Source organism: Shewanella sp. Shew256, from assembly GCF_002196695.1.
Lineage (GTDB): Bacteria > Pseudomonadota > Gammaproteobacteria > Enterobacterales > Shewanellaceae > Shewanella > Shewanella mangrovisoli.
In genome coordinates this window covers 279,962-305,690 of sequence record NZ_NAJR01000006.1, presented here as the reverse complement: position 1 = coordinate 305,690, position 25,729 = coordinate 279,962, and the positions used below count along the sequence as shown (strand labels likewise).

General features: G+C 48.9%; 24 protein-coding genes. 12 read left to right on the top strand and 12 right to left on the bottom strand.

All coding sequences use genetic code 11. From position 1 onward, the window contains the following. The first annotated feature begins 471 nt into the window (after nucleotides 1-471). Nucleotides 472-1,872: a DASS family sodium-coupled anion symporter gene (locus B5P39_RS13635; RefSeq protein WP_088211888.1), complete on the top strand. Its 1,401-nt coding sequence runs from the start codon at nucleotides 472-474 to the stop codon at nucleotides 1,870-1,872. A gap of 68 nt (nucleotides 1,873-1,940) precedes the next feature. Here the strand turns inward: B5P39_RS13635 and trxC are convergent, their stop codons facing one another. Further along, a complete protein-coding gene (gene trxC, locus B5P39_RS13630; RefSeq protein ID WP_088211887.1) occupies nucleotides 1,941-2,363 on the bottom strand; it encodes a thioredoxin TrxC in 423 nt (140 codons plus the stop codon). Between the two features lie 188 nt (nucleotides 2,364-2,551). Here trxC and B5P39_RS13625 point away from each other — a divergent pair, with 188 nt between their 5' ends. Together B5P39_RS13625 and B5P39_RS13620 are read left to right on the top strand one after the other, a co-directional pair. Next, a complete protein-coding gene (locus B5P39_RS13625) occupies nucleotides 2,552-2,887 on the top strand; it encodes an FKBP-type peptidyl-prolyl cis-trans isomerase (protein ID WP_011621259.1) in 336 nt (111 codons plus the stop codon). A gap of 166 nt (nucleotides 2,888-3,053) precedes the next feature. Next, nucleotides 3,054-4,040 carry a sensor domain-containing diguanylate cyclase gene (locus B5P39_RS13620; RefSeq protein ID WP_088211886.1) on the top strand — a complete coding sequence of 329 codons (987 nt, stop codon included), beginning with the start codon at nucleotides 3,054-3,056 and terminating at the stop codon, nucleotides 4,038-4,040. Nucleotides 4,041-4,086: 46 nt separating this feature from the next. Here B5P39_RS13620 and B5P39_RS13615 read toward each other — a convergent pair whose 3' ends face one another. The 5 genes from B5P39_RS13615 to B5P39_RS13595 all read right to left on the bottom strand — a co-directional run bounded on the left by B5P39_RS13615 (nucleotide 4,087) and on the right by B5P39_RS13595 (nucleotide 10,038). Further along, nucleotides 4,087-4,485 (bottom strand): DUF1850 domain-containing protein, encoded by a 399-nt coding sequence (locus tag B5P39_RS13615; RefSeq protein ID WP_088211885.1) that lies wholly within the window; start codon nucleotides 4,483-4,485, stop codon nucleotides 4,087-4,089. A gap of 32 nt (nucleotides 4,486-4,517) precedes the next feature. Beyond that, complete coding sequence (locus B5P39_RS13610) at nucleotides 4,518-6,551, bottom strand: TRAP transporter permease (protein WP_088211884.1); 2,034 nt, start codon at nucleotides 6,549-6,551, stop codon at nucleotides 4,518-4,520. A gap of 107 nt (nucleotides 6,552-6,658) precedes the next feature. After that, a complete protein-coding gene (locus B5P39_RS13605) occupies nucleotides 6,659-7,615 on the bottom strand; it encodes a TAXI family TRAP transporter solute-binding subunit (RefSeq protein WP_011627359.1) in 957 nt (318 codons plus the stop codon). 493 nt (nucleotides 7,616-8,108) lie between these two features. After that, complete coding sequence (locus B5P39_RS24990; RefSeq protein ID WP_039978852.1) at nucleotides 8,109-8,231, bottom strand: hypothetical protein; 123 nt, start codon at nucleotides 8,229-8,231, stop codon at nucleotides 8,109-8,111. 313 nt (nucleotides 8,232-8,544) lie between these two features. Then, nucleotides 8,545-10,038 (bottom strand): helicase HerA-like domain-containing protein, encoded by a 1,494-nt coding sequence (locus tag B5P39_RS13595; protein WP_088211883.1) that lies wholly within the window; start codon nucleotides 10,036-10,038, stop codon nucleotides 8,545-8,547. Nucleotides 10,039-10,231: 193 nt separating this feature from the next. Between B5P39_RS13595 and B5P39_RS13590 the strand changes: the two genes are divergently transcribed. Genes B5P39_RS13590 through B5P39_RS13575 form a run of 4 tightly spaced genes read left to right on the top strand, consistent with a single transcriptional unit; the run spans nucleotide 10,232 to nucleotide 12,270 of the window. Further along, nucleotides 10,232-10,465 (top strand): hypothetical protein, encoded by a 234-nt coding sequence (locus B5P39_RS13590; RefSeq protein ID WP_088211882.1) that lies wholly within the window; start codon nucleotides 10,232-10,234, stop codon nucleotides 10,463-10,465. A gap of 11 nt (nucleotides 10,466-10,476) precedes the next feature. Continuing rightward, nucleotides 10,477-10,902: a hypothetical protein gene (locus B5P39_RS13585; RefSeq protein ID WP_088211881.1), complete on the top strand. Its 426-nt coding sequence runs from the start codon at nucleotides 10,477-10,479 to the stop codon at nucleotides 10,900-10,902. A 47-nt stretch (nucleotides 10,903-10,949) separates the two neighbouring features. Continuing rightward, complete coding sequence (gene ypfJ, locus B5P39_RS13580; protein WP_088211880.1) at nucleotides 10,950-11,828, top strand: KPN_02809 family neutral zinc metallopeptidase; 879 nt, start codon at nucleotides 10,950-10,952, stop codon at nucleotides 11,826-11,828. A gap of 34 nt (nucleotides 11,829-11,862) precedes the next feature. Next, nucleotides 11,863-12,270, top strand: coding sequence for an NUDIX hydrolase (locus tag B5P39_RS13575; RefSeq protein ID WP_086903816.1), 408 nt, complete (start codon nucleotides 11,863-11,865; stop codon nucleotides 12,268-12,270). A gap of 566 nt (nucleotides 12,271-12,836) precedes the next feature. On the opposite strand, the gene B5P39_RS13570 is transcribed toward B5P39_RS13575, so the two are convergent. From B5P39_RS13570 to B5P39_RS13555, 4 genes are all read right to left on the bottom strand, one after another. After that, complete coding sequence (locus B5P39_RS13570) at nucleotides 12,837-13,193, bottom strand: DUF2750 domain-containing protein (RefSeq protein WP_088211879.1); 357 nt, start codon at nucleotides 13,191-13,193, stop codon at nucleotides 12,837-12,839. Between the two features lie 155 nt (nucleotides 13,194-13,348). Further along, nucleotides 13,349-13,687, bottom strand: coding sequence for a DUF2314 domain-containing protein (locus B5P39_RS13565; protein WP_088211878.1), 339 nt, complete (start codon nucleotides 13,685-13,687; stop codon nucleotides 13,349-13,351). A gap of 635 nt (nucleotides 13,688-14,322) precedes the next feature. Beyond that, the gene (locus B5P39_RS13560; RefSeq protein WP_088211877.1) at nucleotides 14,323-16,293 is read right to left on the bottom strand and encodes a hypothetical protein; all 1,971 of its coding nucleotides are present in this window, start codon (nucleotides 16,291-16,293) and stop codon (nucleotides 14,323-14,325) included. Nucleotides 16,294-16,536: 243 nt separating this feature from the next. Further along, complete coding sequence (locus B5P39_RS13555; protein WP_088211876.1) at nucleotides 16,537-17,457, bottom strand: response regulator; 921 nt, start codon at nucleotides 17,455-17,457, stop codon at nucleotides 16,537-16,539. Between the two features lie 171 nt (nucleotides 17,458-17,628). Here B5P39_RS13555 and uvrD point away from each other — a divergent pair, with 171 nt between their 5' ends. After that, nucleotides 17,629-19,797: a DNA helicase II gene (gene uvrD / locus B5P39_RS13550; RefSeq protein ID WP_011715677.1), complete on the top strand. Its 2,169-nt coding sequence runs from the start codon at nucleotides 17,629-17,631 to the stop codon at nucleotides 19,795-19,797. A gap of 125 nt (nucleotides 19,798-19,922) precedes the next feature. After that, nucleotides 19,923-20,783, top strand: coding sequence for a 4-hydroxybenzoate octaprenyltransferase (ubiA, locus tag B5P39_RS13545; protein WP_088211875.1), 861 nt, complete (start codon nucleotides 19,923-19,925; stop codon nucleotides 20,781-20,783). A gap of 86 nt (nucleotides 20,784-20,869) precedes the next feature. Here the strand turns inward: ubiA and B5P39_RS13540 are convergent, their stop codons facing one another. Both B5P39_RS13540 and B5P39_RS13535 read right to left on the bottom strand, forming a co-directional pair. Beyond that, nucleotides 20,870-21,241 (bottom strand): DUF4156 domain-containing protein, encoded by a 372-nt coding sequence (locus tag B5P39_RS13540; protein WP_254915788.1) that lies wholly within the window; start codon nucleotides 21,239-21,241, stop codon nucleotides 20,870-20,872. Nucleotides 21,242-21,352: 111 nt separating this feature from the next. Then, entirely contained in the window at nucleotides 21,353-21,769 is a 417-nt protein-coding gene (locus B5P39_RS13535) for a DUF2541 family protein (RefSeq protein WP_088211873.1), read from the bottom strand. A 374-nt stretch (nucleotides 21,770-22,143) separates the two neighbouring features. Here B5P39_RS13535 and B5P39_RS13530 point away from each other — a divergent pair, with 374 nt between their 5' ends. From B5P39_RS13530 to B5P39_RS13520, 3 genes are all read left to right on the top strand, one after another. Further along, nucleotides 22,144-23,205 carry an NAD(P)H-dependent flavin oxidoreductase gene (locus tag B5P39_RS13530; RefSeq protein ID WP_088211872.1) on the top strand — a complete coding sequence of 354 codons (1,062 nt, stop codon included), beginning with the start codon at nucleotides 22,144-22,146 and terminating at the stop codon, nucleotides 23,203-23,205. A gap of 146 nt (nucleotides 23,206-23,351) precedes the next feature. Further along, nucleotides 23,352-24,503, top strand: coding sequence for a hypothetical protein (locus B5P39_RS13525; protein ID WP_088211871.1), 1,152 nt, complete (start codon nucleotides 23,352-23,354; stop codon nucleotides 24,501-24,503). Between the two features lie 242 nt (nucleotides 24,504-24,745). Further along, nucleotides 24,746-25,666 (top strand): TlpA family protein disulfide reductase, encoded by a 921-nt coding sequence (locus tag B5P39_RS13520; protein WP_088211870.1) that lies wholly within the window; start codon nucleotides 24,746-24,748, stop codon nucleotides 25,664-25,666. Nucleotides 25,667-25,729: the final 63 nt, after the last annotated feature.

Sequence of the window (25,729 nt, the reverse complement as noted above, 5' to 3'; positions counted from 1 at the left end):
CACCATAGTTTTGTTGCAAAGTGATTAGTGGCGACCCGAACAAATGCACGACAAACGATACATGTTGTTTAAATGTAATTAAGTCGAGAGTGGTGCTGTTAATGGTTTGTCGATATGTTTATCTGTAACTTCGTTATTACGGTCGGTATTGTGGTTTTAACTACTGTTATTAAGGTTAAATTCAGTCTTTATCACTTGGTGTAAAACTGAAGTTTGACGTGGGTCACAGTTTTAAACATTTATTCAGTTACAGCTTTATCTGTCTTTTGCTTAAATTTTATTCGTTTGAAAATTATGTACATAAGTTCAGATCAAAAACAGGTGATTTTTGTCTCGAAAATGGCGTTTGTGCGACTTTTGTCAGCAGTATTTGTGGTTGCTGGGTAGCAAAACAACAAAATAAACTACTTTGCCTAGTGTGACCTATGCCCTAAATTTGCCTAAAAAAATAATGGTATGAAGGTTGTCACCATGTCCTTAGAGCAATCAAAGTCTGTTCCCCCCAATCATTCGTCCGCGAATGTCGGGCTTGAAAAGAAAAAAATGCTGATCTTAGTCGCGGATATTTTACTGCTATTCGCGCTGTATTACGGTTTACCCTTTGACCAAGGGGTCAATACGGGTCTGGCTATCTTAGTGTTCGCCGCTATCTTGTGGTTAACCGAAGCGATTCACATCAGTATCACGGCGATTTTAGTGCCTATTTTGGCGGTATTCTTTGGGGTGTTTGAAACCAAAGAAGCCATGAGTAACTTTGCCAATCCGATTATCTATTTGTTTTTCGGTGGCTTTGTACTTGCGGCGGCGCTGCACCATCAAAAGATCGATACTTTGATCGCGCAAAAACTCCTGCTGGCCTCCAAAGGTAAACTCAGCATTGCCTGTTTAATGCTATTTGGGGTAACGGCGCTGTTGTCTATGTGGATCAGTAACACTGCCACCACGGCGATGATGTTGCCGCTCGCGCTGGGGATTTTGCAGCAACTCGATCGTAAGCTCTACCACAGCACTTATGTGTTCCTGTTATTGGGTATTGCCTATTCCGCCAACATCGGCGGCATTGGTACCTTAGTCGGCAGCCCGCCAAACGCGATTGCGGCGGCACAGGTGGGGCTGAGCTTTAGCGATTGGCTGAAGTTTGGGATCCCAACCGTGATCTTAATGTTGCCTATGATGCTGCTGGCGCTCTATTGGTACTTTAAGCCGGATTTATCGGCTAAGTGCGAGTTGGCGGTTGAAGATCAAAAGCTGACCTTCCAAGGCAAACTGACGTTGGTTATCTTCCTCGCGACCGTTTGCTGCTGGATTTTCAGTGTGCCACTGGCAAAAGCGCTCGGCGGAATTACGCAATTTGATACCGTCGTTGCACTCGGTGCGGTCGTGCTGCTGGCGGGTTTAGGACTGGTGGGTTGGAAGAAGATTGAATCGACTACAGATTGGGGCGTGTTGATCCTTTTCGGTGGCGGTTTAACCTTGAGTGCTGTACTTAAAAGTACTGGTACCAGCGTGTTCCTCGCGCACTGGATGACGGATATTTTTGGCAGCACCCATATGTCGCTGTTTGTGTTTGCGGTGATCGCTTTCGTGGTGATGCTGACCGAGTTTGCCAGTAATACCGCGAGTGCTGCGCTGTTAGTGCCGGTATTTGCGGCGATTGCCGAAGCATTAGGAGTATCGCCTGTGATGCTATCCGTGCTGATTGGTATTGCGGCTTCCTGCGCCTTTATGTTGCCAGTGGCAACGCCGCCTAATGCCATTGTTTATGGCTCTGGCCATATCAAGCAGTCGGAAATGGTGCGAGTGGGCATGATAATTAACTTCCTCAGCATGATAGTGCTGGGCATTATTGCCCACACCTTCTGGGAAGTGTAATCGCCTCTGAACCATCCAAATAAAATACCCAGCTAAGCTGGGTATTTTTATGGGCGAAACTACAGGCGCTAACAATAACTCTGCAGCCATTGGTCGAGCGCCGACTTGGGTAAGGCGCCCGCTTGCTGGGCGATAAGATGCCCCTGTTTAAAAATCATCAGCGTAGGGATAGAGCGGATCCCAAATTGCGCCGCCAACGCCTGTTGCTCTTCGGTATTAATCTTGCCGAAGCGAAATTGTGGTTCCCACGCTTTTGCTGCCGCCGAAAAGGTGGGCGCAAAGCTTTTACAGGGGCCGCACCAGCTGGCCCAAAAATCGACAACGAGTGGCAACTCTGACTTGTTTGCATGATTGATAAAATTGGCGCTCGTGAGCTCAATGGGCGCCGCCGCAAACAGATTTTGTTTACATTTGCCGCAGGTTGGCTGCTCAGTTAACCGCTCTTGGGGCACGCGGTTTAAGGTGTCACAGTGGGGGCAGGCAATAATCATGGAATGGCTCCTTAGCTCAATGCATGCTGTAGATATGGGGGCGCTGCGGCAAATTTAAAGGGAGGTAAAGGCATATCTAAACCTGCGCCACAAAATGATGAGCCGCACCGACAAGCTCGGCTGGCGATGTTAGAATAGGCGCTTTGATAAATCACTTGAATCTAAGTGACGGCGAAGAGATTAATTAAATGACTGAATTAGAAGTTGTCGATCTGGTTATCGGCGAAGGAAAAGAAGCCGTAAAAGGCGCGTTGATTACCACTCAATACCGCGGTTTTTTGCAGGATGGTACTCAGTTCGATTCCTCCTATGACCGTGGTCAGGCATTTCAATGCGTGATCGGTACTGGCAGGGTGATTAAGGGTTGGGATCAAGGACTGATGGGTATGAAGGTTGGCGGTAAACGTAAGTTATTCGTTCCCGCGCATTTAGCCTATGGCGAGCGCCAAATTGGTGCCCATATCAAGCCAAATTCAGACCTCACCTTTGAGATTGAATTGCTTGAAGTGCTAACCCGCGATTAAGCGTAACGCGTTGAAGATGGGGTCAGCATTTGGTTGACTCCTTTTGCTCAGCTTGCACTCTCCCTTTTGCTATGTCCCTTTGGCTTTATCCTTTTTACTATGTCCCTTCGGCTTTAACTGTTTTACACTGGACGAAAATCCCCCAACCTAACAACAGAGACTTTTCGTGGTAGCGGATTCTGCAGCACAAATAAAGCAACTTCAGGCCGAAATCGCCGAGCTTAAACGTGAAAATGCGCGGTTAACGGCGCTCAATAATCGCGCCGAAGAAAAACTCTTTGCCGCCCTCGATGGCAATGGCTTGTGTTTGTGGGAGCAGCATGTGCCCAGTGGCAATCTCACTCTGTTCAATGTGAAGTGGGGCGAACTGCTCGGCTTTAGCCGCGAGGAGCTTCGTGCCCATGTCGACAGTTGGAAAAGCAAACTTCATCCAGAGGATAAAGACTGGGTAATCAAAGCCTTTGAAGATCATGTGAATGGCAAGGCCGATTATTATCAGGTCGTACATCGCATGCTGCACAAAGATGGCAGCATCACTTGGGTGTCGGATCGTGGCCGCATTGTTGAGCGTCTACCCGATGGCACGCCGCTGCGGATGATGGGCAGCCATATCGATATCACTCAAGAAAAGCGCTACGAGCTGGATTTAGCTCGGTTAGCCCATAGCGATCCTCTCACCAACCTGATGAACCGCCAAGCCATCACCACGGCCTTCGATGAGTTATTGCAACCCGGCCAGCGCGGGGCGTTATTCTTTATCGATCTTGATGGCTTTAAAGCCTTAAATGATCACCATGGCCACAAGTTTGGCGATAACTTATTGGTGCATGTGGCGCATTCCTTAGTGGAGCATTCGGGCGTGCAGGCGAAGATCGCGCGGCTCGGCGGGGACGAGTTTGTGATTGTCCTGCCCACTTCGGATATCGAAGCCTTAAGTATGCTCGCACAATCCTTATTGGATGTTTATCGACAACGTTTCTTACTCGATGGTTGCGAGGTGGCGATTAGCCTGAGTATTGGTATCGATATTTTTGAGTACGGTGATCGTTTTGCTCAAAGCTGCGATCGCGCCGATGCCGCTATGTATCGTATTAAACACCAAGGGAAAAACGGCTACAGCTTCTCTCGGAATGAGAGCGCTATTGACCGTTAATCGGTAGCAGATGCGCCTAGCTTACGCGCCTTCATAAAGCGATATTTCACAGCTGACAGCCCCACACCTCAACGGCGGCATCGTGTGTGTTCGGTGGACCAATCCAATGACTCATGGCTTGGCACTGCGTCTCCCCCGAAGCCTGAGTGAAGCACAGCTCAAAATCCCCCGCCTCGGGTGTGCGCCCTAGGCGTAATCTCGGCAGCACGGGCAACTTAGGTTGATAATGCCAACTGCCATTGCTAAACACCGCATCATCGGGGATTTCCATTCCCGCCCCCGTGCCTTTGACTCTGGCCTCAGTGAGGCGTAATCCTTGAGTGGTGACTCGATAGTCTTCTTCCCAGCGGATTTTTTCTATGCTGTGGTTCCACGCGAGGGTGAATTGCTCTGTGGGCACTTGCGCCCACAGAGTGCCGGCTAGGCCTAAACATAGACCTAGCATCTTATTGCCTTACTTTTGCATACACTCAAACCTTACCCCTGCTCGGCAAGACGTTTCAGTTTGCGCGCTCTTAGGCTGTGCTGCACGATAAAGAGTAGCGCCAGACCAAAGCCGATTTCATCACTGAGCGGTGTCGCAAGGATTAAACTGGCTCCGGCGAGGAAGCCGATAACCCGTTCCCACCAATAGAGTTTTTGCAGTAAGAAACCGGTGAAGATCACGCCCCAGATGCCTATGCCCACGGTGGCTTTTAACATCACAAAGCCGATGGCAAGCCAGCTATCGCTTTGTAGCATAAGCGCCGGATCGTAAACCGCCATAAAGGGGATCACAAAGCCAGCGATAGCGATGCGAATCGCCCATAGACTGATCTTCAGCCCCGATTCTTTTGCGATTGGCGCGGCGGCAAAGCAAGCCAAGGCGACGGGAGGCGTGAGGTCGGCCATAATCCCAAAATAAAACACAAACATATGGGAGACGATCAGCGGCACACCTAAGTCCAGCAGGGCAGGTGCGGCAATCGAGCTGGTAATAATGTAGTTAGGGATACTCGGGATTCCCATGCCCAACACCATGCAGGTGAGCATAGTTAACACCAGCGAGAGGAAGAGGTTATCTTGACCCACGGCGAGGATGTAACTGGCGAAGGTTGAGGCAATCCCCGTCAGCGAGACGATACCGATAATCACCCCAACTAGGGCGCAGGCAATCCCCACGGGCACCGCATGGCGAGCGCCATCGACTAAGGCGTGCAGGCAGATGGTCAGGGTATCTTTGCCCCCTTTGATAAACCAGCAGACGGCGACGAGTAAGGCGATGACCCCAAAGACGACGGCGATTCCCATCTGGAAGAAGCCAGCACACAACACCCCAAGGGCAATCCAAAAGGCAAAGCGCATCGCATTAGAAGGTAGGCGCAGCACAATCGCAGAGCCTAAGATCACAATCGAAGTCAGAGCTAAACCGACCATGCCGGAGAACAGCGGCGTGCGTCCCGAAAACAGCAAGTAAATCAAAATAAACAGTGGGATCAGCAGATACCAGCGCTCCTTCACTGCCGCCCAAGGATCGGGACATTGATCCTTAGGCAAACCACAGAGATTGGCGCGTTTGGCCTCCAGATGCACCATCCAGAACACTGAGCTGAAATACAACAGAGCGGGGATTAACGCCGCTTTGGCGATTTCAATAAACGGTACGTTAATAGTTTCGGCCATGATAAAGGCCACCGCGCCCATGATGGGCGGCATAATTTGGCTGCCCATACTGGAAGTGGCTTCTACACCGCCGGCAAAGGCGGGGCGGTAGCCGAAGCGTTTCATCAAGGGAATGGTAAATTGCCCCGTGGTCACCACGTTGGCAACGCCCGAGCCCGTAATTGTGCCCATCATCGCCGAAGAAACTACGGCCACTTTCGCCGGGCCGCCGAGTTTATGGCCGAATAATCCCATGGCAAAATCGGTAAACAGACGGATCATCCCCGCCTGCTCTAAAAAGGCACCAAAGAGAATAAATAGGAAGATATAGGTAGCCGACACATAGGTTGGTGTGCCGTAGAGCCCTTCGGTACCGAAGGATAACTGATTGATAATTTGGTCAACACCGTAGCCACGGTGCATTAAGTCACCGGGGAGATATTGGCCGAATAAGCCGTAGGCCAAGAAAATACAGCAGATAATCGGCAGTGCCCAGCCCATCACCCGCCGCGCGGCTTCAAACACTAAGATAATCAACACTACGCCAATTACCATATCGGCATCGGTGAGTTCACCGGAACGCTGGATCAAGTCGGCCTCAAAAAACCATTGATAGGCGGCCGTTGCCATGCCCGCAAGGCCAAGCACCCAGGCTAAGGGTTGCCAAGGGCGAGACTTGCCCACCGCCGGATAGCTTAAAAATACGATTAACAGTAAAAAGCCTACGTGAGTTGCCCGCAAAACTTGGGTCGATACGGGATGAAAGGCGGCGGTAATGATTTGAAAAATAGAGAAAAGTAGCGCGGTGTAAAACAGCGCCTTGGGCCAGTCACTGGTCTTAGCGCCTAGTCCTTGTTCGGAATCGCTCATATTTATGCCTCACAGCATTAGACTACAGAGGGCGACGCAGCACTTGAGTGACGCTATCACTCAAGTGCTTAGGTCAAAAACGGGTCGCACAGATTGAGGTTACACCCTTAGAGTGCGCCAACTTCTTTGAAATAACGCTCAGCACCTGGGTGCAGTGGCGCAGGCAGGTTTTTGGTTGCCTTGTCTAATTGAATGGCTTTCGCCGCTGAGTGGGCGTTGCCTAGGCGGTCTAAATGCTCAAACATCAGTTTAGTCATCTGATAGGCTAAATCGTCAGACACACCGGCTTGAGTCACAAAGAGGTTTTGAATCGCAACCGTAGAGACATCGGCGGTTTGGCCTTCGTAGGTGGCTGCTGGGATCACCCCATGTTGATAGGCTGGGTTATTGATTTTGCCGATCACATCTTCGGGAATTTCCACAAAGTTGATTGGCATAGTCGCGGCTAAATCGCGGATAGCTGCCATACCTAAGCCCGAAGATTGTAAGGTCGCATCTAACTGACGGTTTTTAATCAGCTCGACCGATTCGGCATAGGGTAAAAACTCCACTTTGCCCATGTCTTCGTAGCTTAAACCCGCGGCTTTAAAAATGGCGCGCGCGTTGAGTTCAGTACCCGACTTAGGCGCACCGACAGAAATACGTTTACCTTTCAAATCGGCTAAGGTTTTGATGCCAGATTCCTTATTGGCCACAATTTGAATGTAGTTAGGGTAAGCGGCTGCGAGTACGCGTACCTTATCTAATGGCTTTTTAAAGCCTGCATCGGCATCGCCTTGATAGGCTGCTGCCACAGAATCGCCTAAGGCTAAGGCCAATTCACCACGGCCCGCTTGTAGCAAGTTGAGGTTTTCAACCGAGGCTTTAGTGGCTTGCACTGAGGTTTTGGCGCCTTCAATGCCTGAGCCATAGAGCTGCGACAGTGCCACACCAATGGGGTAATACACGCCACTGGTGCCGCCAGTTAAGATATTGATAAAGGCAGGTGCGGCCGCCATTGAGGCTGCGCTGAGTGAGAGCGTTAATGCTGCGCCAACGGCGATAAAACGTTTGTTGATTTTCATGCTGAAATATCCTTATTTTTTATTGTGTTATATAGGGTAAGGTAAATCGGACTGTTTGATTGCTACTTTAGTATCACTACTTATATACCCAAATCTGCTCAAAATACAGGCTTTGTCACGAGTTTATATGCAGTCTAAATCGTGATTTATTAGGCGTATAGCCAATATTCCAATAGGGCTAGCGAGCGTCGGGTGCTGTGATGGCTAAAATGGAATAAGCTGATAAATCGGTAACTTAGCTGCGATTGTGGTTCTGGGTGATCTAGGTAAATAAAACCTTAGCAAAAGACTCAAGCAATGTGCATGTTGCTTTAGTCTAGGTGACATTTTCAGTTAAGGGCTTAGGCTAATTAAATCATCACCTTATTGATAACTTAATCTGCGTTGTTTGCGGGATAAATAACCAAAAACCGAGAGCGAGCCAATAAAAAGGGCTAACCGCAGTTAACCCTTAATTGTCGATATTGGAGGCGCACCCTAAAGTGCAACAATATTATTTAACGTTATCGAGGAGACCTTTAGACGCGTTTTTGGCGTGTTTTGCGGCACGTTTTTCCTTCATCGTCATTAACGGCTTTTTCTTGGCCTCTTTGCGATTTTTTTGCTCTTTACTCATAGTTAACTCCATGTACTTTCAGTGGTTGTTCATCAGGCTAATCATGTAAGCCATTTGCGTAAAACCCGTTCCATGATGTCCTGATTAAAGCGAAACGATTAAACTCGAATTACACCATTTTTAAATCACAACTATTTAAAACTATTGGTAAATTACTTGAATTTATTTGCCTCTCTGAGCGGTACTCGCAAAATAATCTTATCACCTAAATCCTAACTAAGATCCACTCACTACTTAGAATAATTCACGCTAATGGTAGTGCCAATGTGTATATAAAATATGCGGTTTGGCGCACGGTTTTAGCCCTGCGCCATTACCTGCGGGTCGACTTGCCGAGTATGCCGCCGAGTAATCCGCGCAATATTTGTTTGCCGAGTTGATTACCCACGGTTCGCGCCGCTTGTTTGGAGAGGGTTTCGGCCAATCCTTGGCGGCGTTTATTGCCAAAGATCAGTTCGCTAAACCAGCCTTGATCCGCTTCTTGGGCGGCGGGCGTATTCGCGGTTTTGGTGCTAGCGGCGCCATTGGCCGCTTCGGCGTGCCGCTGATTGAGTCGCTCGTAGGCGGACTCTCGGTTGATTAAAGTGTCGTACTTGCCGCCAATGGGACTCTTGGCACGAATGACATTTAACTCCTCCGCACTTGCGGGCCCCATGCGACAGCGGGGCGGTGCAATCAGAGCACGTTCCACCATAGTGGGCACGCCTTTCTCGGCGAGTGTCGAGACTAAAGCTTCGCCCACGGCGAGTTGTGAAATCACCTCGCTGACCACCAATTTGGGGTTGGGCACAAAGGTCTCCGCCGCGGTTTTAACGGCTTTTTGATCCCTTGGGGTATACGCCCTGAGGGCATGCTGAATCCGATTACCGAGCTGACCTAAGATCTCATTGGGAAGATCGTCAGGAAACTGCGAGCAAAAATACACCCCGACGCCCTTGGAGCGGATAAGCCGCATAATCTGCTCTATGCGTTTAAGCAAACTGGCTGGGCAGCCTTCAAACAATAAATGCGCCTCATCGATAAAGAAGACTAACTTGGGTTTATCGAGATCACCGACTTCGGGCAGGTTTTCAAAGAGTTCTGATAGCAGCCAGAGTAAGAAACTGGAATAGAGGTTAGGGGTCAGGATTAACTTATTAGCGGCTAACAGATTGATAATGCCGCGCCCTTGCAAGTTAGTGCGCATCAAGTCTTCGAGTTGAAGCGCTGGCTCGCCGAAAAAGTCTTTGCCGCCATCGCGCTCTAAGCCGAGGACCGAACGTTGAATGGCGGCGAGGGACTGGGCGCTGATAAGCCCATACTTGGCGGAGATATCTTTGCGCTCATCGGCGACTAAGTTCAGCATGGCGCGAAGATCGTCGAGATCGAGTAACAATAAACCTTGGTCATCAGCCAGTTGAAACACTATGTCTAAAATACTGCTTTGGGTGTCATTGAGTTCGAGAATGCGCCCGAGCAGGGTTGGCCCCATCTCGCTCACGGTTGTGCGTAAGGGGTGCCCTTGCTCTCCTGCCAAATCCCAGAAAACCACAGGATTAGCCTCGGTTTGATATTCCTCAATCCCGATTTGGGCGGCCCGCTGGAAGAGTTTGTCGTTTGGTGTGCCCGCGACGCCAAGCCCAGAAATATCACCTTTAATGTCGGTGATAAATACCGGCACACCTTGGCGGGAGAAGCCTTCGGCGAGGGTCATCAGCGAAACGGTTTTCCCCGTCCCAGTGGCGCCTGCGATCAGTCCGTGGCGGTTGGCATATTTAAGATTTAAGTGAACCTGTTGCTCACCTTTACCTAAGAGTAGAGTATTCAAGCGCAGTCCTTGTCTTAATTAGCCCCGTAATGAACCAATGGGGCGTCGGTCATGGGTGGATAAAAAAACATCACTCAGTGTTTGCCTTTCGTGGATCTGTGTCAATATCGTTGAGCACATAATCGATACAGCTCAAGTAAAGCTTGCCAATGTTAGCTTGGTTAAGTGTAGCTATTTTGTTGAGGAGCCGAAGATGAAAACCCCTTTGATTATGTTAGTCTTGTCCGCATCACTGTTAACCTCCGCCTGCGCCGAGTTAGCCTGTTCTGCTAGGACGGATGTCGACCCCTATGAGCCCATGCTAGATAAACAGCGCTGCGTGGCCGAGGCGGATAAACAGTTGGCAGCCCACGAGAAAGCCAAAAAGGCTGCTGAGGAACAACAGCTTAAAGAAGCTGTCGACAAAGCGATTCAACAACGTCAATAGAAAGGATTGGTATGAAGGGAGCGGGAGGAACACAGGGCGGTATTGGCCAATTTTTTATTGGGCTTGCCATGATGTGTGCAGGATTTTATCTGTTATTCAATGCGATACAGGTAAGTTCCAGTTTTGGACTGGGCTATGGACTCTACCGCATGAATACCTTTGGACAGGGATTCTCTATCACCACAGGTATGGTGATGCTGCCGTTTATCCTCGGGATAGTGATGGTGTTTTTTGATGCCAAGACTAAGCTCGGTTGGCTGCTTACCTTAGGCTCCTTAGTCGCCTTAATTGTCGGCGTGATAAGCTCGATTCAGTTTCACTTTAGGGCCATGTCGGCCTTCGATTTGATCGTGATTTTAGTGTTAGCCTTTGGTGGGCTAGGGCTGTTTTTGCGCTCGTTAAAAGCGGCGCCCGCAGAGCAGAATGATCCCAAATAACGGCTACACTGAAATCTAGCTCCCATACCCATAGCCTAGGAAATCCAATGCGTTGGCGTGACAGTGACCGCAGCTCCAATATCGAAGACAGACGTGACCAGCAGATGGCGTCCGCGGGCGTGCCCAGCGCGCTCCTGCTGCGCTTGCTGCCTTTTCTACTTCGCACCAAAATCGGCCGAGTGATATTGCTGTTGGGCGGATTGTATTTTGCGTTTCAATATTTTACCGGCGGATTATCCCTAGACCCGAGCAATCAAGCGGGGTTTAGCCAGTCACAATCGGCCAGCAATACTGCGACTCAAGATGAAAATGCCCAGTTTGTGGCGGCGATCCTCGGCACCACCGAAACCGTCTGGAATCAATTGCTGCAGGGGCGATATGTCGAGCCCAAACTGGTACTCTATCGCAACATGACCTCAACGGGATGCGGTATGGGACAGGCGCAATCTGGGCCTTTCTATTGCCCCGCTGATAGCAAAGTTTATATCGACTTGAGTTTTCTCGAGGAGCTGAAAAAACTCGGGGCGCCCGGGGATTTTGCCTTCGCCTATGTGATTGCCCACGAGGTGGGTCACCATGTGCAGAACCTACTCGGGACCAGCACTAAAGTGCGTCAGGCGCAGCAAGCCGCTGACAAGGCGCAGGCCAATCAACTGAGTGTTGCCCTCGAATTGCAAGCCGACTGTTACGCTGGCGTGTGGGGGCATTATGTCGACAGGCAGCTCAATCTGCTCGAAGCCGGAGATGTAGAAGAGGGCATCGCTGCGGCGAGTGCTGTGGGGGACGATCGCTTGCAAAAAATGGCTGGCCGAGCCGTTCAACCCGAAGCTTTTACCCATGGCAGTTCGGCTGACAGGGTAAAATGGTTTAAGACGGGTTTTGCCTCAGGCAAGCTTGCCAGCTGCAATACCTTTAATGGCAAATAGCGAACCAGTAATCGCGCCAACGTAGGATGGGTCGATGGCATTTGAAGATAGATTTCGGCTCAGTAGCCATGGAGTGATCACTAACGATGCGGGCCAAGTGTTACTCCTTAAGGCAAATTACGGCAATTGCGCCTGGGGCTTACCCGGCGGCGCCTTAGAGCCCGGCGAAACGATTCACGAAGCGCTGCTGCGTGAATGCCAAGAGGAACTGGGGCTAGCGGTGAACGTCCACTACCTAAGCGGCGTGTATTATCACAGCGCCTATCAATCCCAAGCCTTTATCTTTCGTTGTGAGTTTGCATCTGCCGATGCGGTGATTCGCTTGAGTCATGAACACTCAGAGTTTGCCTTCCATGATATCGACACCCTTAGCGCGGTCCAGCAGCAAAGAGTTAAAGATTGTCTTAATTTCAACGGGGTTGTCGTGAGTGCAAAGTTTTAAGGCTTTGCCAGTAAGATTGGGCAGCTAATCGGCTTAAGTTTGCGCGATTAGATTTTTAAGCAATGTACCTTTGAAGCCTAGATTTTCATCCATGTAAAACCATTCAGTTAGGCAGTATCTGTCTCTTTCTTTTTATTAATAAAATCAAATGGTTTGATTTTCGCTTGCCCTGCAAAATTTAACAACGGGTGTTTTAATAAACTCACTGCTTTTAAAAGAAAAATCAAAGTCGTGGGGCTTCACCCCACACCCGACCAAGGAGGACTGCTCGTCCTATCCTCCTTGGATGCTCCAAGACGCCCCTAGCGAAGTTACATGCATTGGTTAGTGGCTTCGTGCTTATTCGAAAATCACTAACGCTTCCGATGGCACATCCTGTACCCCGAAAGCTAGCGAGGCATCCATGCCTCGCTCACACGATTTTCTTCAACGCCCTTCAGCAACTTCGCGGGGGAAGGTGAACTTCTGAAGTTTTTACGTTGTTTGTTAGTATTTAAAAAGGGACTAACACTCCATCTTTTTAAAATTTAAGAGTGAGTATATTAATGAACCTTTTTGATATGTGTTTATGAATTTTTATAATACTCAAGGTTCTTCGAAACATCAGCTGGATTTAAATCATAGCCCGTCGCACATTTACCTGACCAATTTACACCTACATTAAATTTGTCTTTTGTAAGACCAGCTAGCCAGCGCTCTTTGAACACCGTTAGTTTGATTTCGACGGGTTGAAAATCCTTGTAGGCAGGAACATTCTTGATAATTTCTAGAACACGATTTTTTGATGACCAAAATGGCATAGTACGAATACCGCTTTCACCGAGCGGAGCTGGAAAACCATTTTCATCTTTAATTGTCCAAACTACGCCTTTTTCAGATACTTCCTTAAAAAATGCTGTTGCTTGCGCTGCTGATTGGCTCACTTAGTTCTCCATTTATATATAACGCAAGCCAAGCATTTTGCGTCATTTTCTGAGGGCTTTAAGCACCACCTACTTCCTAACTTAACAAAAGCAATCTTGATAATTTTGATAAAGATGATCAAATTAGTGGCTAGGAGTGCGGTCTTAGATAACGGTTATCCGTAAATATCTATTACGTGCTTTGGCTGAAACCATACTTCCATACCAGATCTTATTTCTTCCGTGCAGTATGGGTCATTATCAAGTTGCCCTCTATAAATGTTATCGATGCGGCCTTTAACGATGACCCACATACGTTCTACATTTATCTCTTCCACGCCAGCGTCATCTTCAGTAACTATCTGGAAGATGAGTTTAACCAATTGTCCTGTTTCAAGGTTGTTCCTTGCCTCAAAGGAAGGAATCCAGAAAGTGTCTGAATACTGATGATGAATGGCCTCCCCATCATTGAGTTCCCATCCATCAATTTCTATGCGGGCAAATTTATCTTTCATAGTGCCTCAGTAATCTAACGTTTAAAGCAAACGCACGGTGCGAGTTTATTAGGGTCTTATGCCAGTCTATATATAACACTGTCCCCTAAATTGTTTTAGTTTTATCGCCGAAGGCTGCTATAGATGGGAAGACTCATGCAATTGATTAATTCTCCCCGCGGCAACTCCTCTGTTTCATCCTATTCAGTCTTTGCGTAGCATCATTTAATATTGGAGGTCTCGTTAAATTCGCAGTGTTTTTATACGATTTAAAATCTAATTGATTGATATTTATCTGGTTTAATTGTTTTGGGGGCTCGCAGAGATACGCAAAAGTTAATTAGATTAAGCACTGTCATGGAAGTGACCGTCCGTGACAGGGATGTCACGGTCGAGCACACAGGGATGTGCTTGCTGCGTGTCACTGGAATGACAGTGCTTAATCTTTATTGGAAGTGATGAAGAATCTTGCTTTGAAATTAATTAGGCTTGAAATCATTCAGGGTTCTGGCGCTTAAAAAATTAAATCAGCCCATATAGCCTGATTTCTAGTGGTTCGATAGGCAATTGCGGTCTTCGCTAGACTTCATGGTTTTTAGAATAAAAAATGCCGGACTACGGAAGAACATAGCCCGACAAAGGGAAGATAGCGTTAGCTATAGGGCGGCAGGGGTTAACTCGACTAACCAAAGCGATTGGTTATTGCTGGTATCGGTTAAGCTCACTAAGGCGCGTTGATTGCCTTGGCAAGATTTGCCTAACAAGGGGCTGATGGTCATCGTCTGACTGCCACTAAAGGCAAAGTGCAGTGTGCCAGCGGTCGTCATATAAAAATCACTGTTCACTTGGGCATTGCTGGTGACTTCGTTTAGGCTGATTTCACCAATCACATCCCCCATATCATTCTCGGACACATTCTGCACCAGCATGTTGTAACGTGCGCCGCATTGGCCATTGGCGAACTCAGTGGTGCAGCGGTTTTGTGTGTCCGTGGCAAAGGTTAAGTCGAATTGCAGCAGGCGATTGACGGTGGCGTCGTAGCTAAAGCCTTCGATATCCCGTACCGAGGTGATGCGTCCAAGGCTGGTACCTGCGGCGGATGAAGGCTTATCGACCAACTCAGTCACAAAACTGCCGACCTTATCTAAGGTGAAAGTACCGCCGTCTGAGCCATTTTCAGTCGCCATCATCTCGCCCCATTGGCTGGTGCTGATGGATGAAAACTGATGGGCGTCGGCTGACTGGGCATCATAGAGACCATTAGGGCCGTCGGACTCGACACTGGCGGTAAACTTATAGCCACTGGCATCTTTGACGTAATGACCAAATTCTCCCGATTGTGCTTGGGGGGATTGTCCCTCATAGCTGTCGGAGTTGGCGGTATGCACAATGGCATAGGCTTGATTGGGCAGGAAAGTCACAAAGCTGTCGTTCTCGGTTTCGGGATCGTACACATGCCAAGTGCCGATTAACGCATCGCTAGCATCTTCGATACGAGTGAGCGTGATATTGCTGGCGCCATTATCCGTGAGGGTCAGCTTGAGGGTGGTTAAACTGACCTCTGCCTTATTGACGACACTGCTGCCATCGTACAGGCCGCCGGAGCCGTCAGATTGACCGATAAGGCTGACACTGAAGCTGCCTGTCACACTGTCCCAAGTGTAATTGCCGTATTCGACCGAGGCCGCTGCTTGGCCACCATCGCCAGAACTTTCGTGGATCAATAGGTAACGGCTATGGTCGATAAAGGTCAGAATATTGCTTTGGCCTGCTCCCTCCGACAGCAGCCAGCTACCCAGCAGCAGATTACGATTCGAATTATCAAAATGGCTGAGGGCCTGGGCCTCACCGATAAGACTCAAGCCCGAGCCGAGGCTGGCAAAGGCGGTGTTGAGTTGGGAATCAAAATCGGTACTGCTGATATCCAGTACGGTATTGGCGAGCAGATCATGGTGTGAGCTTTTGATCTGAATGCCATTTTCAACATCGCAATCCTGATCTAGGGTTTGCAGCAATTGCAGGATATTTACCTTTGTGACCTCATTGCCCGCTGCAATTTCGGTGGGAGTGACGAGTGCGCTGGCAGCTGTGCTGGGAAACTGAATCGCGCCGACCGAAAAGGTGACTTGTTCCCCCTGTAAGTATTGAAACTCACCAATATCGCTGGTGGTGCCATCGGTTTGGCTGTCGGTTTGATAATGGATCCCGGCTACTGGGCTGTCCCTAAAGATCCCGGTTAATTCGGCATTAGCATTGGTTTCACAGCTGACGAGGGCGGTTTCGGCATTGCTTTGGCTTAAGGTGCCGCTGCCATTGGTGACTGTACAGGTTTGTGCCGTTGGCTGCGTATTAACGGTAATGGCAAAGCTAACGCCTTCATTCTGCATATTCGAAAATGCAAAGGCCTTATCTGTGCCATCACTTTGAACCGAAAGTGTTTCTACTGTCTGGCCATTGGTTTGTAGGGTGAGTTTTAGGGTGTTGGTCAGCCCTTTTACTGTCCCTTTAATGGCAAACTGCTGGGATTCAATGGGGCTAGGATCTTCATCGTCATCATCACTGCCGCCACAGGCGCCGAGCGTGAGACCTAAGAGAATGGGGACCGTAAGTCGATAGATTGGCTTCATTATGTAAATTCCTTTTAGGCTACTGAGCAAATATCAGCAACAACTCGCTATCCCACATAGCGGGATGGTCGTTAGTCATCATTGGGGCACGGGCGATAGCGATCGGCAGAAGGGTTCAGGTGCTGAACCCTGAACAAGATATAAATCCTCGGGAGGGATTTTGTCTTTGAAACTTATTGAATGTTTTTGAAAATGAATAATATCAATAGATTGAAGTAAAATTTGCTGAGGTTGAGCGTGGCTTTACTCCACGCCTTCGTCGGCATAACGGATGAGTGGCATCAAGTGTTGATATAAGTCTTCGGCTTCGACGGCGATGTCCTGCGCGCCATGTTCCCGGGCTTTTTGCCTTAGTGCCTCGGAGGGCATGATGGTGTAGAGGTAAATGGGCGTGCTGATGCCACGCTCGCGGATTGCCTGCATCAGTTTCAGACCGGCGAGGGGATCCGTGCCCCGGCCCATGTCGGTAATAATGGCATCGTAGCTATACAAACTCAGCAGTGTGAGTGCATCGCTGCTGGTTTTGGTGGTGTAAACCCCAATCTTTTTTTGCTCTAAAAACTGGCGCTCGGCCTGATTATTTTCCGGGTGATCATCGACCCACAATATGCGTGCTTTTACGTTTTGCGGCTCGGCCAACACTAATTGGCCGTTGCGTTCGGCTTGATTGTGATAGAGCAGGGCAAGCACAGCGCTCGACAAGATACCAATCAAGACTAATCCCGGCAGGGTGAAATAGGGCTTTTTTTGCGCGGGTTGAAGTGTATTCGAGTTGGCTGCGCTGGTGGCGTTATCTGTTATTGCGAGTGAGTGGTCTTGAGCGGCAAAACTGTTAGCGACGGCATCGGAGCGAATAATGGCGGCGATATCGGGGGAGAGCCGATACCCTCGGCCATGCAAGGTTTGAATTATGGGCACCTTGAGGCCCGCTGCCTCGAATAATTTGCGGGTATCAGAGATTAATCTTGCGACGGACCAACTACTCACCACAGTATTGGGCCAAATATGTTCGAGCAAGCAGGCCTGATCGCAATGGGCGGGATAGGCGTCGATTAGCTTTGCGAGTAACAGGATAACGCGCTCGTCACAGTGGAGCCTTTGGTTGTTGCAGAACAAGGTTCGGTTCTGGGTATCCAACACAAAAGCGTTAAAACAATAATGCATTCAGGTCCCTTGGCATCGAGTCATACTTTAGTTGTTAATAAATTGTATCAATCAATTCAAGCCAAACTTGGCCCTCGAGTCAAATGAATTGTCTGTGATTGAGCTCAAACTCGTGGCATGCCTTGGGCGCTTCTTCTGTTATACTGCCCCCTCGATTTTTTGGAGGCGAGAATGGACGTATCTTCTTTACTAGACGGCCTGAATGATAAACAGCGCGAGGCTGTCGCGGCACCGCAATCCAGCATGTTAGTGCTTGCGGGCGCAGGCAGTGGCAAAACGCGAGTATTAACCCACCGTATCGCGTGGTTAATGCAGGTCGAACAGCAGAGCCCTTACTCAATTTTAGCCGTGACGTTTACCAATAAAGCCGCAGCCGAGATGCGTGAGCGGGTGGAGAAGGTCGCTGGCACCAATATGGGGCGGATGTGGATTGGTACCTTCCACGGGTTAGCGCATCGTCTGTTACGCACTCACTTCCAAGATGCGGGACTACCGCAAAGCTTCCAAATTCTCGATTCGGACGATCAGGTGCGCTTGCTGAAACGCATCCTTAAAAGTTTGAATCTGGATGAAAAACAATATCCTCCCCGTCAGGCGCAGGCCTATATCAATGGCAAGAAAGACCAAGGATTACGGCCCAAGCATATCGATGCGGGTGGCTTTCCGATTGAGCAAAACCTGCTGAAGATTTATCAGGTTTATCAAGAGTCTTGCGACCGCGCAGGTTTAGTCGACTTTGCCGAAATCCTGCTGCGTGCCCACGAGTTATGGCTCAATAAACCGCATTTACTGGCGCATTATCAGGAGCGTTTTAAGCATATTCTGGTGGACGAGTTCCAGGATACCAACGCTATTCAATATGCGTGGATCCGTGTGTTGGCCGGCCAAACGGCCAACGTGATGATAGTGGGTGACGACGACCAATCCATTTACGGTTGGCGCGGCGCTCAGGTTGAAAACCTGCACCGCTTCCTGCGGGATTTTCCGACGGCGACTACGATTCGCCTCGAGCAAAATTATCGCTCCAAGGGCAATATTTTGAAGGCGTCGAACGCCCTTATCGCCAATAACCCCGAGCGTTTAGGTAAAGAGTTGTGGACCGACGAAGCCGATGGTGAGCCGATTTCCCTCTACTGCGCCTTTAACGAAATGGACGAGGCGCGCTTTATTGTCGGCCGTATCAATGATTGGTACGAAAAAGGCGGCAATTTAAGTGACTGCGCGATTTTATATCGCTCAAACGCTCAGTCGCGTGTGCTCGAAGAAGCCTTATTACACAAAGGTTTAGCCTATCGTATTTACGGTGGCCTGCGCTTCTTCGAACGCCAAGAGATTAAAGATGCTATGGGTTATATGCGTCTTATCAGCAATAAAAATGACGATGCCGCCTTCGAGCGCGTGGTCAATACACCGCCCCGTGGCATTGGCGATCGCACCTTAGATATTCTGCGTTCGACCGCCCGTCAGCAGGAACTCACCCTGTGGCAGGCCTGTTTACGTTTGCTGGATGAAAAGGTGCTCGCTGGCCGCGCCGCCTCGGCGGTGCGTGGTTTTATGGATCTTATCGTCACCCTGCAGGAAGAAACTCAGGATATGGCGCTGTACCGGATGACGGACACAGTGATCCAAGCCTCTGGACTTAAGGCCATGTACGAGGCGGAGAAAGGCGAAAAGGCCCACGCCCGTATCGAAAACTTAGAGGAACTCGTTACCGCGGCGCGCACCTTCGAAATGCCAGAGGAGCTTGAGGATATGGGCGAGCTTAACGCCTTCCTATCCCACGCTGCTTTAGAGGCGGGCGAAGGTCAGGCCGATGCCTTTACCGATGCCGTACAGTTAATGACACTGCACTCGGCCAAGGGGCTTGAGTTTACTATGGTGTTTATGGCGGGCGTCGAGGAGGGGATTTTCCCGAGTAAAATGGCGCTCGAAGAGGGCGACAGACTCGATGAGGAACGCCGCCTTTGTTACGTGGGCATGACCCGTGCGATGGAAAAACTCTATATCACCTATGCCGAATCCCGCCGTATTTATGGCCGTGAAGATTATGCCCGTCCATCGCGTTTTATTAAGGAAATTCCGCCGCAATATGTGGACGAAATTCGCTTAAAGGCGCAGGTGTCAACGCCGATGGCGAATAATCGCTTCAGTGCGCAAAAGTCGGCGGTCGCCAACGATACTGGCTTTAGCGTCGGCCAAAGGGTGCATCATCCAAAATTTGGTGACGGCAAAGTGACTAACTTTGAGGGCAGTGGCGCGCAGGCGCGAGTGCAGGTGAATTTTAGTGATTTTGGCAGTAAGTGGCTGGTGGTCGCCTACGCGCGTTTAGAGGCGCGTTGATTGACGCCAATGTCATGATTTTGTGACAGCTCGAGTCTGCACAAATTCGCTTAAAAGGTGGCTAGGGTATATGATGCTTAGCCTAGCAACCGAGATAAAAAATTAGGTTTGGGAGTAGCTAGTTAATGAATCTAAAGCAGAAGTGGGACGTGTATTCCCGCCTGACTCGACTCGACCGTCCTATCGGCACTTTGTTATTGCTCTGGCCCTGTTTAATGGCGCTGGTGTTAGCTGCGGGTGGAATGCCCGATATTAAAGTGTTGATTATCTTTATTATCGGTGTGGTGATCATGCGCGCCTGTGGCTGCATTATTAACGACTATGCCGACCGTGACCTCGACTCCCACGTAGAACGCACTAAATCCCGTCCCCTCGCCAGTGGCGAAATCAGTACCAAAGAAGCGCTATTGCTGTTTGTGATCTTAGGTCTAGCCGCCTTTGGTTTAGTCTTATTACTCAACGGTTTAGTGGTTAAGCTCTCTGTTGTCGGCATTATCCTCACCATTATCTACCCCTTTACTAAGCGGGTAACGAACATGCCGCAGATGTTTTTGGGCGTGGTGTGGAGTTGGTCGATTCCCATGGCCTATGCGGCGCAAACCGGTGAAGTGCCCATCGAAGCCTGGTGGTTATTTGCCGCCAATTGGTTTTGGACTGTGGCCTACGACACCATGTACGCCATGGTCGATAGGGATGATGATTTAAAGGTCGGTATCAAATCGACTGCCATTCTGTTTGGTAAATACGACCGCCAAATCATTGGATTATTTCAACTTGCCGCGCTGCTGTGTTTTATCGCCGCCGGTTGGAGCGCTGACCGTGGCTTGGTTTATGGTTTGGGATTACTCACCTTCGTTGGCTTTAGCACTTACCAGCAAATGCTGATTTTTGGCCGCGAAAGAGCACCTTGCTTTAAAGCCTTCCTCAACAATAACTGGGCGGGATTGGCATTGTTTGTCAGCTTAGGCGCCGATTACCTGTTTTAAGTTTTCCTCTCCGTTTGTATGAGTGCTATCAGGCATGTCGCCTGATAGCCGCTCAAAACTCATAAAAAAACTGCTCAACACTCAACTTATTGACTCGATGCGGTCTTTATCTTCGACGGCAAACTTGTCGAATCTAGAGCTTCAGAGGCTTTATCCTCAGAAGCTTGGGCCTCAGAAGCATGAGTCTCAGCACATTGGTAAGCATTGCCCATCATGGTCACTGAGCCTAAAAACTTAAGCGGTTGATAGAGATAAACCGTATCGGCGCCGAGTGCATGGCCTTTGATGCGCAGCTCGTTGAGAGTGCCCCACACCATATCCCTATCACTGTGAAGCCAATAGTCATAGAAATGTCCCTGTGAGCCAATGACTGTGCCTTTATAGGTACAGTTTTCGATGGCGACAGAGTTTTCCCATAATATTTTGACCTGTGCCGACTCCTCGGTTGGAAAAGTCACACATGCGGTCAAATTTATACCGAGTAATAACAATAATATTGCACGAAAATTCATTGATATATTGCTCAATTCCAATATTGAATAAAGATGGAATAATTAAATAGGTAAGTCTTACTTACGACCTAATACTTTAATACCCGCTTTACTGCGGTCGGAATTACCATACACTTCAATCTTTTTAACACAGCGACGGGCACCGAGGGATTTCCATTCGCTGTGCTCATCCTTACCTAGCTCAGTATCAAAGCGGACGGTGCGAGTTTTATCATCCCCATAGGTGACGACAACACGATCTATGCTCACATCTCTTTCTGCTTTGATTCTAATGTGTTTGGCTTGGCGACAGATGATAAGTGGGATGATTGCTGGGTGGTCACCAATTCCGAGTAATAGGGTGCGGCCTAAGGTGATCTCATCGTCCTTATCATCATTTTTTGCATAGGCAACTGACGTGGTAAACATCAGTAGTAAACAGATAATAAGTTGGTTGATTATTCTTGTCGAAAATAGACGGGTTTTTAATAACATATAGCCTCCAAAAAATGGGGCCGGATCATAAGTGATTTAAATATGCTGAAATAGTTTTTTAATTAGCTAATGCGGCGAATATCACGGGATTTTTTATAAATAGTCGGTAAGTGTTTTTTATCTTGATACAAATGTAATTTCAATTTTGACGATATTATTTTTGTTTTTAATTAGGCTGAAATATCCATTAAATGATGACATTTTATCATCTGCTTAACACTGCCAAGTTTTGCTGCTTGGCTAAATGCTGTAATTGGGATGCATTTTTCTGGTAGATTGTAACAACTCGCACTCGGCTCGGTCGCTTATCGCCGCATTAGCTGTAAGCAAAACAAGCACGAGTCGCTACAGGATTTATTCAATGGAGGTGAAGTATGCCGTGCCGACTAACACTATTGTTTGGGATCCAGTTTCCGATTATTCAAGCGCCGATGGCGGGCGTGCAGGGCAGTGCACTGGCGATTGAAGTATCGCAGGCGGGCGGATTGGGCTCCTTGCCCTGCGCTATGTTATCCCTCGAGGCACTAGAAGCTGAGTTAACCGAAATCCGAGCCAACACCACTAAACCTATCAATGTGAATTTCTTTTGCCATAGCGAGCCTTTACCGCAAGCGGCCAAGCAAGCGGCTTGGCTCGAACAGTTAGCACCCTATTTTGCGGAATTTAATCTCGACCCAAATGCGCAGCCTGCTGGTGCCCAGCGCACACCCTACAGCAAGGCGCAGGCTGAGGTGTTAGCCAAATTTAAGCCCGAGGTGGTGAGTTTTCATTTTGGGCTACCCGATGAAGAGTTGCTGCTGGAAATCAAATCCTGGGGCTCAAAAGTTATCTCTACGGCGACCACAGTCGAGGAGGCGCTCTGGCTCGAGGCTCGTGGCGCCGATGCGATTATTGCCCAAGGCTTGGAGGCGGGTGGGCATAGAGGGCACTTTTTATCCGAGGATTTAACCGAGCAGCAGGGGACCTTTAGTTTATTACCGCAGGTGATTGCGGCTGTGGATATTCCGGTGATTGCCGCAGGTGGCATTGTCGATGCCACCACAGTACGTGCCGCCATGGCAATGGGGGCTTCGGCGGTGCAGGTGGGGACGGCCTATTTACTCTGCCCCGAGTGCAATACCAGCAGCATTCATCGTGAGGCGCTGCAAAGCGACGCTGCACAGCATACGGCGCTGACGAATTTATTTTCTGGTCGACCCGCCCGCGGCATAGTGAATCGTTTTATGGCCGAGATGGGGCCGATAAATGAGGCTGTGCCAGATTTCCCCTTGGCATCCTCGGCGGTTGCAGGCTTAAGAGCGGCGGCGGAGCGACAAGGATTTGGAGATTTTAGCCCGCTATGGTGTGGACAAAATGCCAGTGGTTGCCAAAGCATTCCCGCAGCCGAGCTGACGCGGCAGTTAGCTTTAGGCTTGATGGGGTCATTATCTGGCTGATTATTTTTAATTCAACCTTGTCTCCATGGCCGTCGCTCCCCATATCACCACTAAGCCAATTGAGGAGTTTGGTGTTCATTATCATGGGGATGAGGGTTATCGAGTCACATCCCTAAGTTGAATATGCTCGTTGATAGGGATGTTAAATGCTAAAAATCCGACTTAGACGCCAAGTTAAATACCGCATTGCCTTTCTGGTGCTGATGATTGCGGTATATGTCCTAGGCTTTCATTTGCTGCCTGAGCAGCTTACAAACACGCGTGAAGCCTTATCCTTATCCTTAGCCGTAGTAACGGCGCTCTATTTTGTGTTGTTGCCAGTGCTTTATTGGTATTGGATTATCAAAATAGGTGCGCAAAAGCCCTGGAAGATGTTGGTTGTGTTAAGTTTGAGTAGCCTGATGGCGAGGCTTAGCTATCCGCATGAAGTGGCTGAGTATTTCGAGTTTATCGCTTGGCTACGTTACCCCATTATTGCGGTGTTACTCCTTATCGAGCTGTACTTGATGGTGAGCATTATTAAGGGGTTATGGCAGGCGAGAAAGGCATTGGGGGATCCAAGATTAACTATCGTTGAGCAGTTTGCTGCAATGGCGCAGCCAGAGCCTAGTGCTGAAACGGTAAAAAGAGAGTCAATTAATCCCAACAAGCCGTCAGAGTCGGACTTGCCGCCCATACCCGATGAGAAGAGGCTAACATTGGGTTTGATCCTCGCCACTGAGCCCGCCAGTTGGTATTACGCCATTCCCTACTTTTCCCGTCGTCACCCAGAGGCCATTGGCTCACTCAACTTGCTCAGCGCTAAGCTTTGGCATGCCTTAGTTGTCATCGTGGGGTTAATGGCTGCTTCTGCGGTGAGCTACAGTTTACTCGATGGGATAAGCCATATAGCGGCACTATTTGTTTCGGGCTTGCTTTTGTATTCCATCTTATTAACGGCGGCGAATTATCGGATCAGTCGTTATTACTCGCTCTACCAAAGGGTAGATAAGCTCATCATTAATAACGGTATGTGGGGCTTTATGGCCGTTGATTTCACGCAGATTAGTGAACTGAAATTAGGACTCTTTAACTGTCAGGTGTCGCAGGATGACACTACGCCTAGTGACGCGCCTGAAATATTAACCCTAGGTCGTGGTGAGGCGAATGCGCAGCTGATATTTAAGCAGCCTCAAGTTTATTACGGCGCTATGGGGCAATTACCTGAGTCATTGACTGTAGTGAACTTAGTCGTCGAGGATCCTCAAGCGTTAGCCGATACCTTAACCTCAAGCGTTGTGTTAGATAAGGCGTCGTAGCGAGAAGAATATAAGTTCGCTATCTCAGTGCAATCAGTGAGTCGATTCTGCTTAAATAGGCTTATATTTTACATGGCTAAAATATAAGCCTATTCATTTATACTGGCGGCCGGGCGGCTCAGTCTTTCAATGCCGCTCTGTTTCACTCGGTATTTGTTTTCAGTAATTGCTTATGTCACTGGCTGAATATCACGACCAACCCCTGTGGTTGCGAGCGATCTCTACCTGAAAGGATAACGCTAATGTTGTTACGTCGAATCATAGTTACCTGTCTCGCCCTTATCAGTTTTTCTACTTTTGCTGCCGATAAAAGCTATCAAGATATAGTGCTAAAAACCTATCCAGATCAACAGCAAACCTCCTTAAAAAACATCGCTGGCGATAAACCGATTTACCTTAAGTTTTGGGCTACCTGGTGTCAGCCCTGCATGGAGCAGATGCCGCATTTTGAGGAATTGCAGAAAAAGTATCAGGACAAGGTCAATATCCTCGCCCTGAATATCAATATCAACGAAGAACAACCTAAGATTGCCGAAGTGATCTCCCGTTTCGGTCTGACCATGCCTGTCTGGCTGGATAACGAGGGCGAATTGGGTGTGGCTTTAGGCTTGGTCGGGACGCCCTATAGCGTGTTAATCAATCGCGCAGGCGAGGTGGTTTACACTAGCCATGAGTCGGATGCGAACCTCGATAAATTTATCGATATGTTGGCCAATGGCCAAGAGCTCAGCGCACAAACCACTGATGCGCCAAGCCCTGAACAAGCGGCTAAGTTGCTGAAACCTTGGGAGCAAGGTGAGCATCTACTGTTTTTTACCGCCACTTGGTGTGATTGGTATTTGGCAGAGAGCCGTCCTGAAATGTCTAAGGCCTGTGTTGCCGCCCAGAAAGATTTAGACAAGCTAGCGCAACAGCTGCCGAACAAAGCCTGGCATGGGGTGGTGAATCATCTGTGGACCGACGATAAAGCCCTCGCCGATTTTAAACAGCTCTATCCTTCACGCGTCGATTTCAGTATCGATGAATTAGGCGTGCTATTTAATCATTTTAGTATCCGCAATATCCCGACATTGCTTTGGGTGAAAGACGGTAAAGTCATTGAGCGTATTACCGATTTTAGCCAGCCAGAGAAAATTGTCGCTAGGCTCAAGGCCGCGCCATAGGGATTTTCAGCCATTTGGCCTTCGAGACATTCGAAGGCCTTTGGGGATGCAAGCAGCACTGAT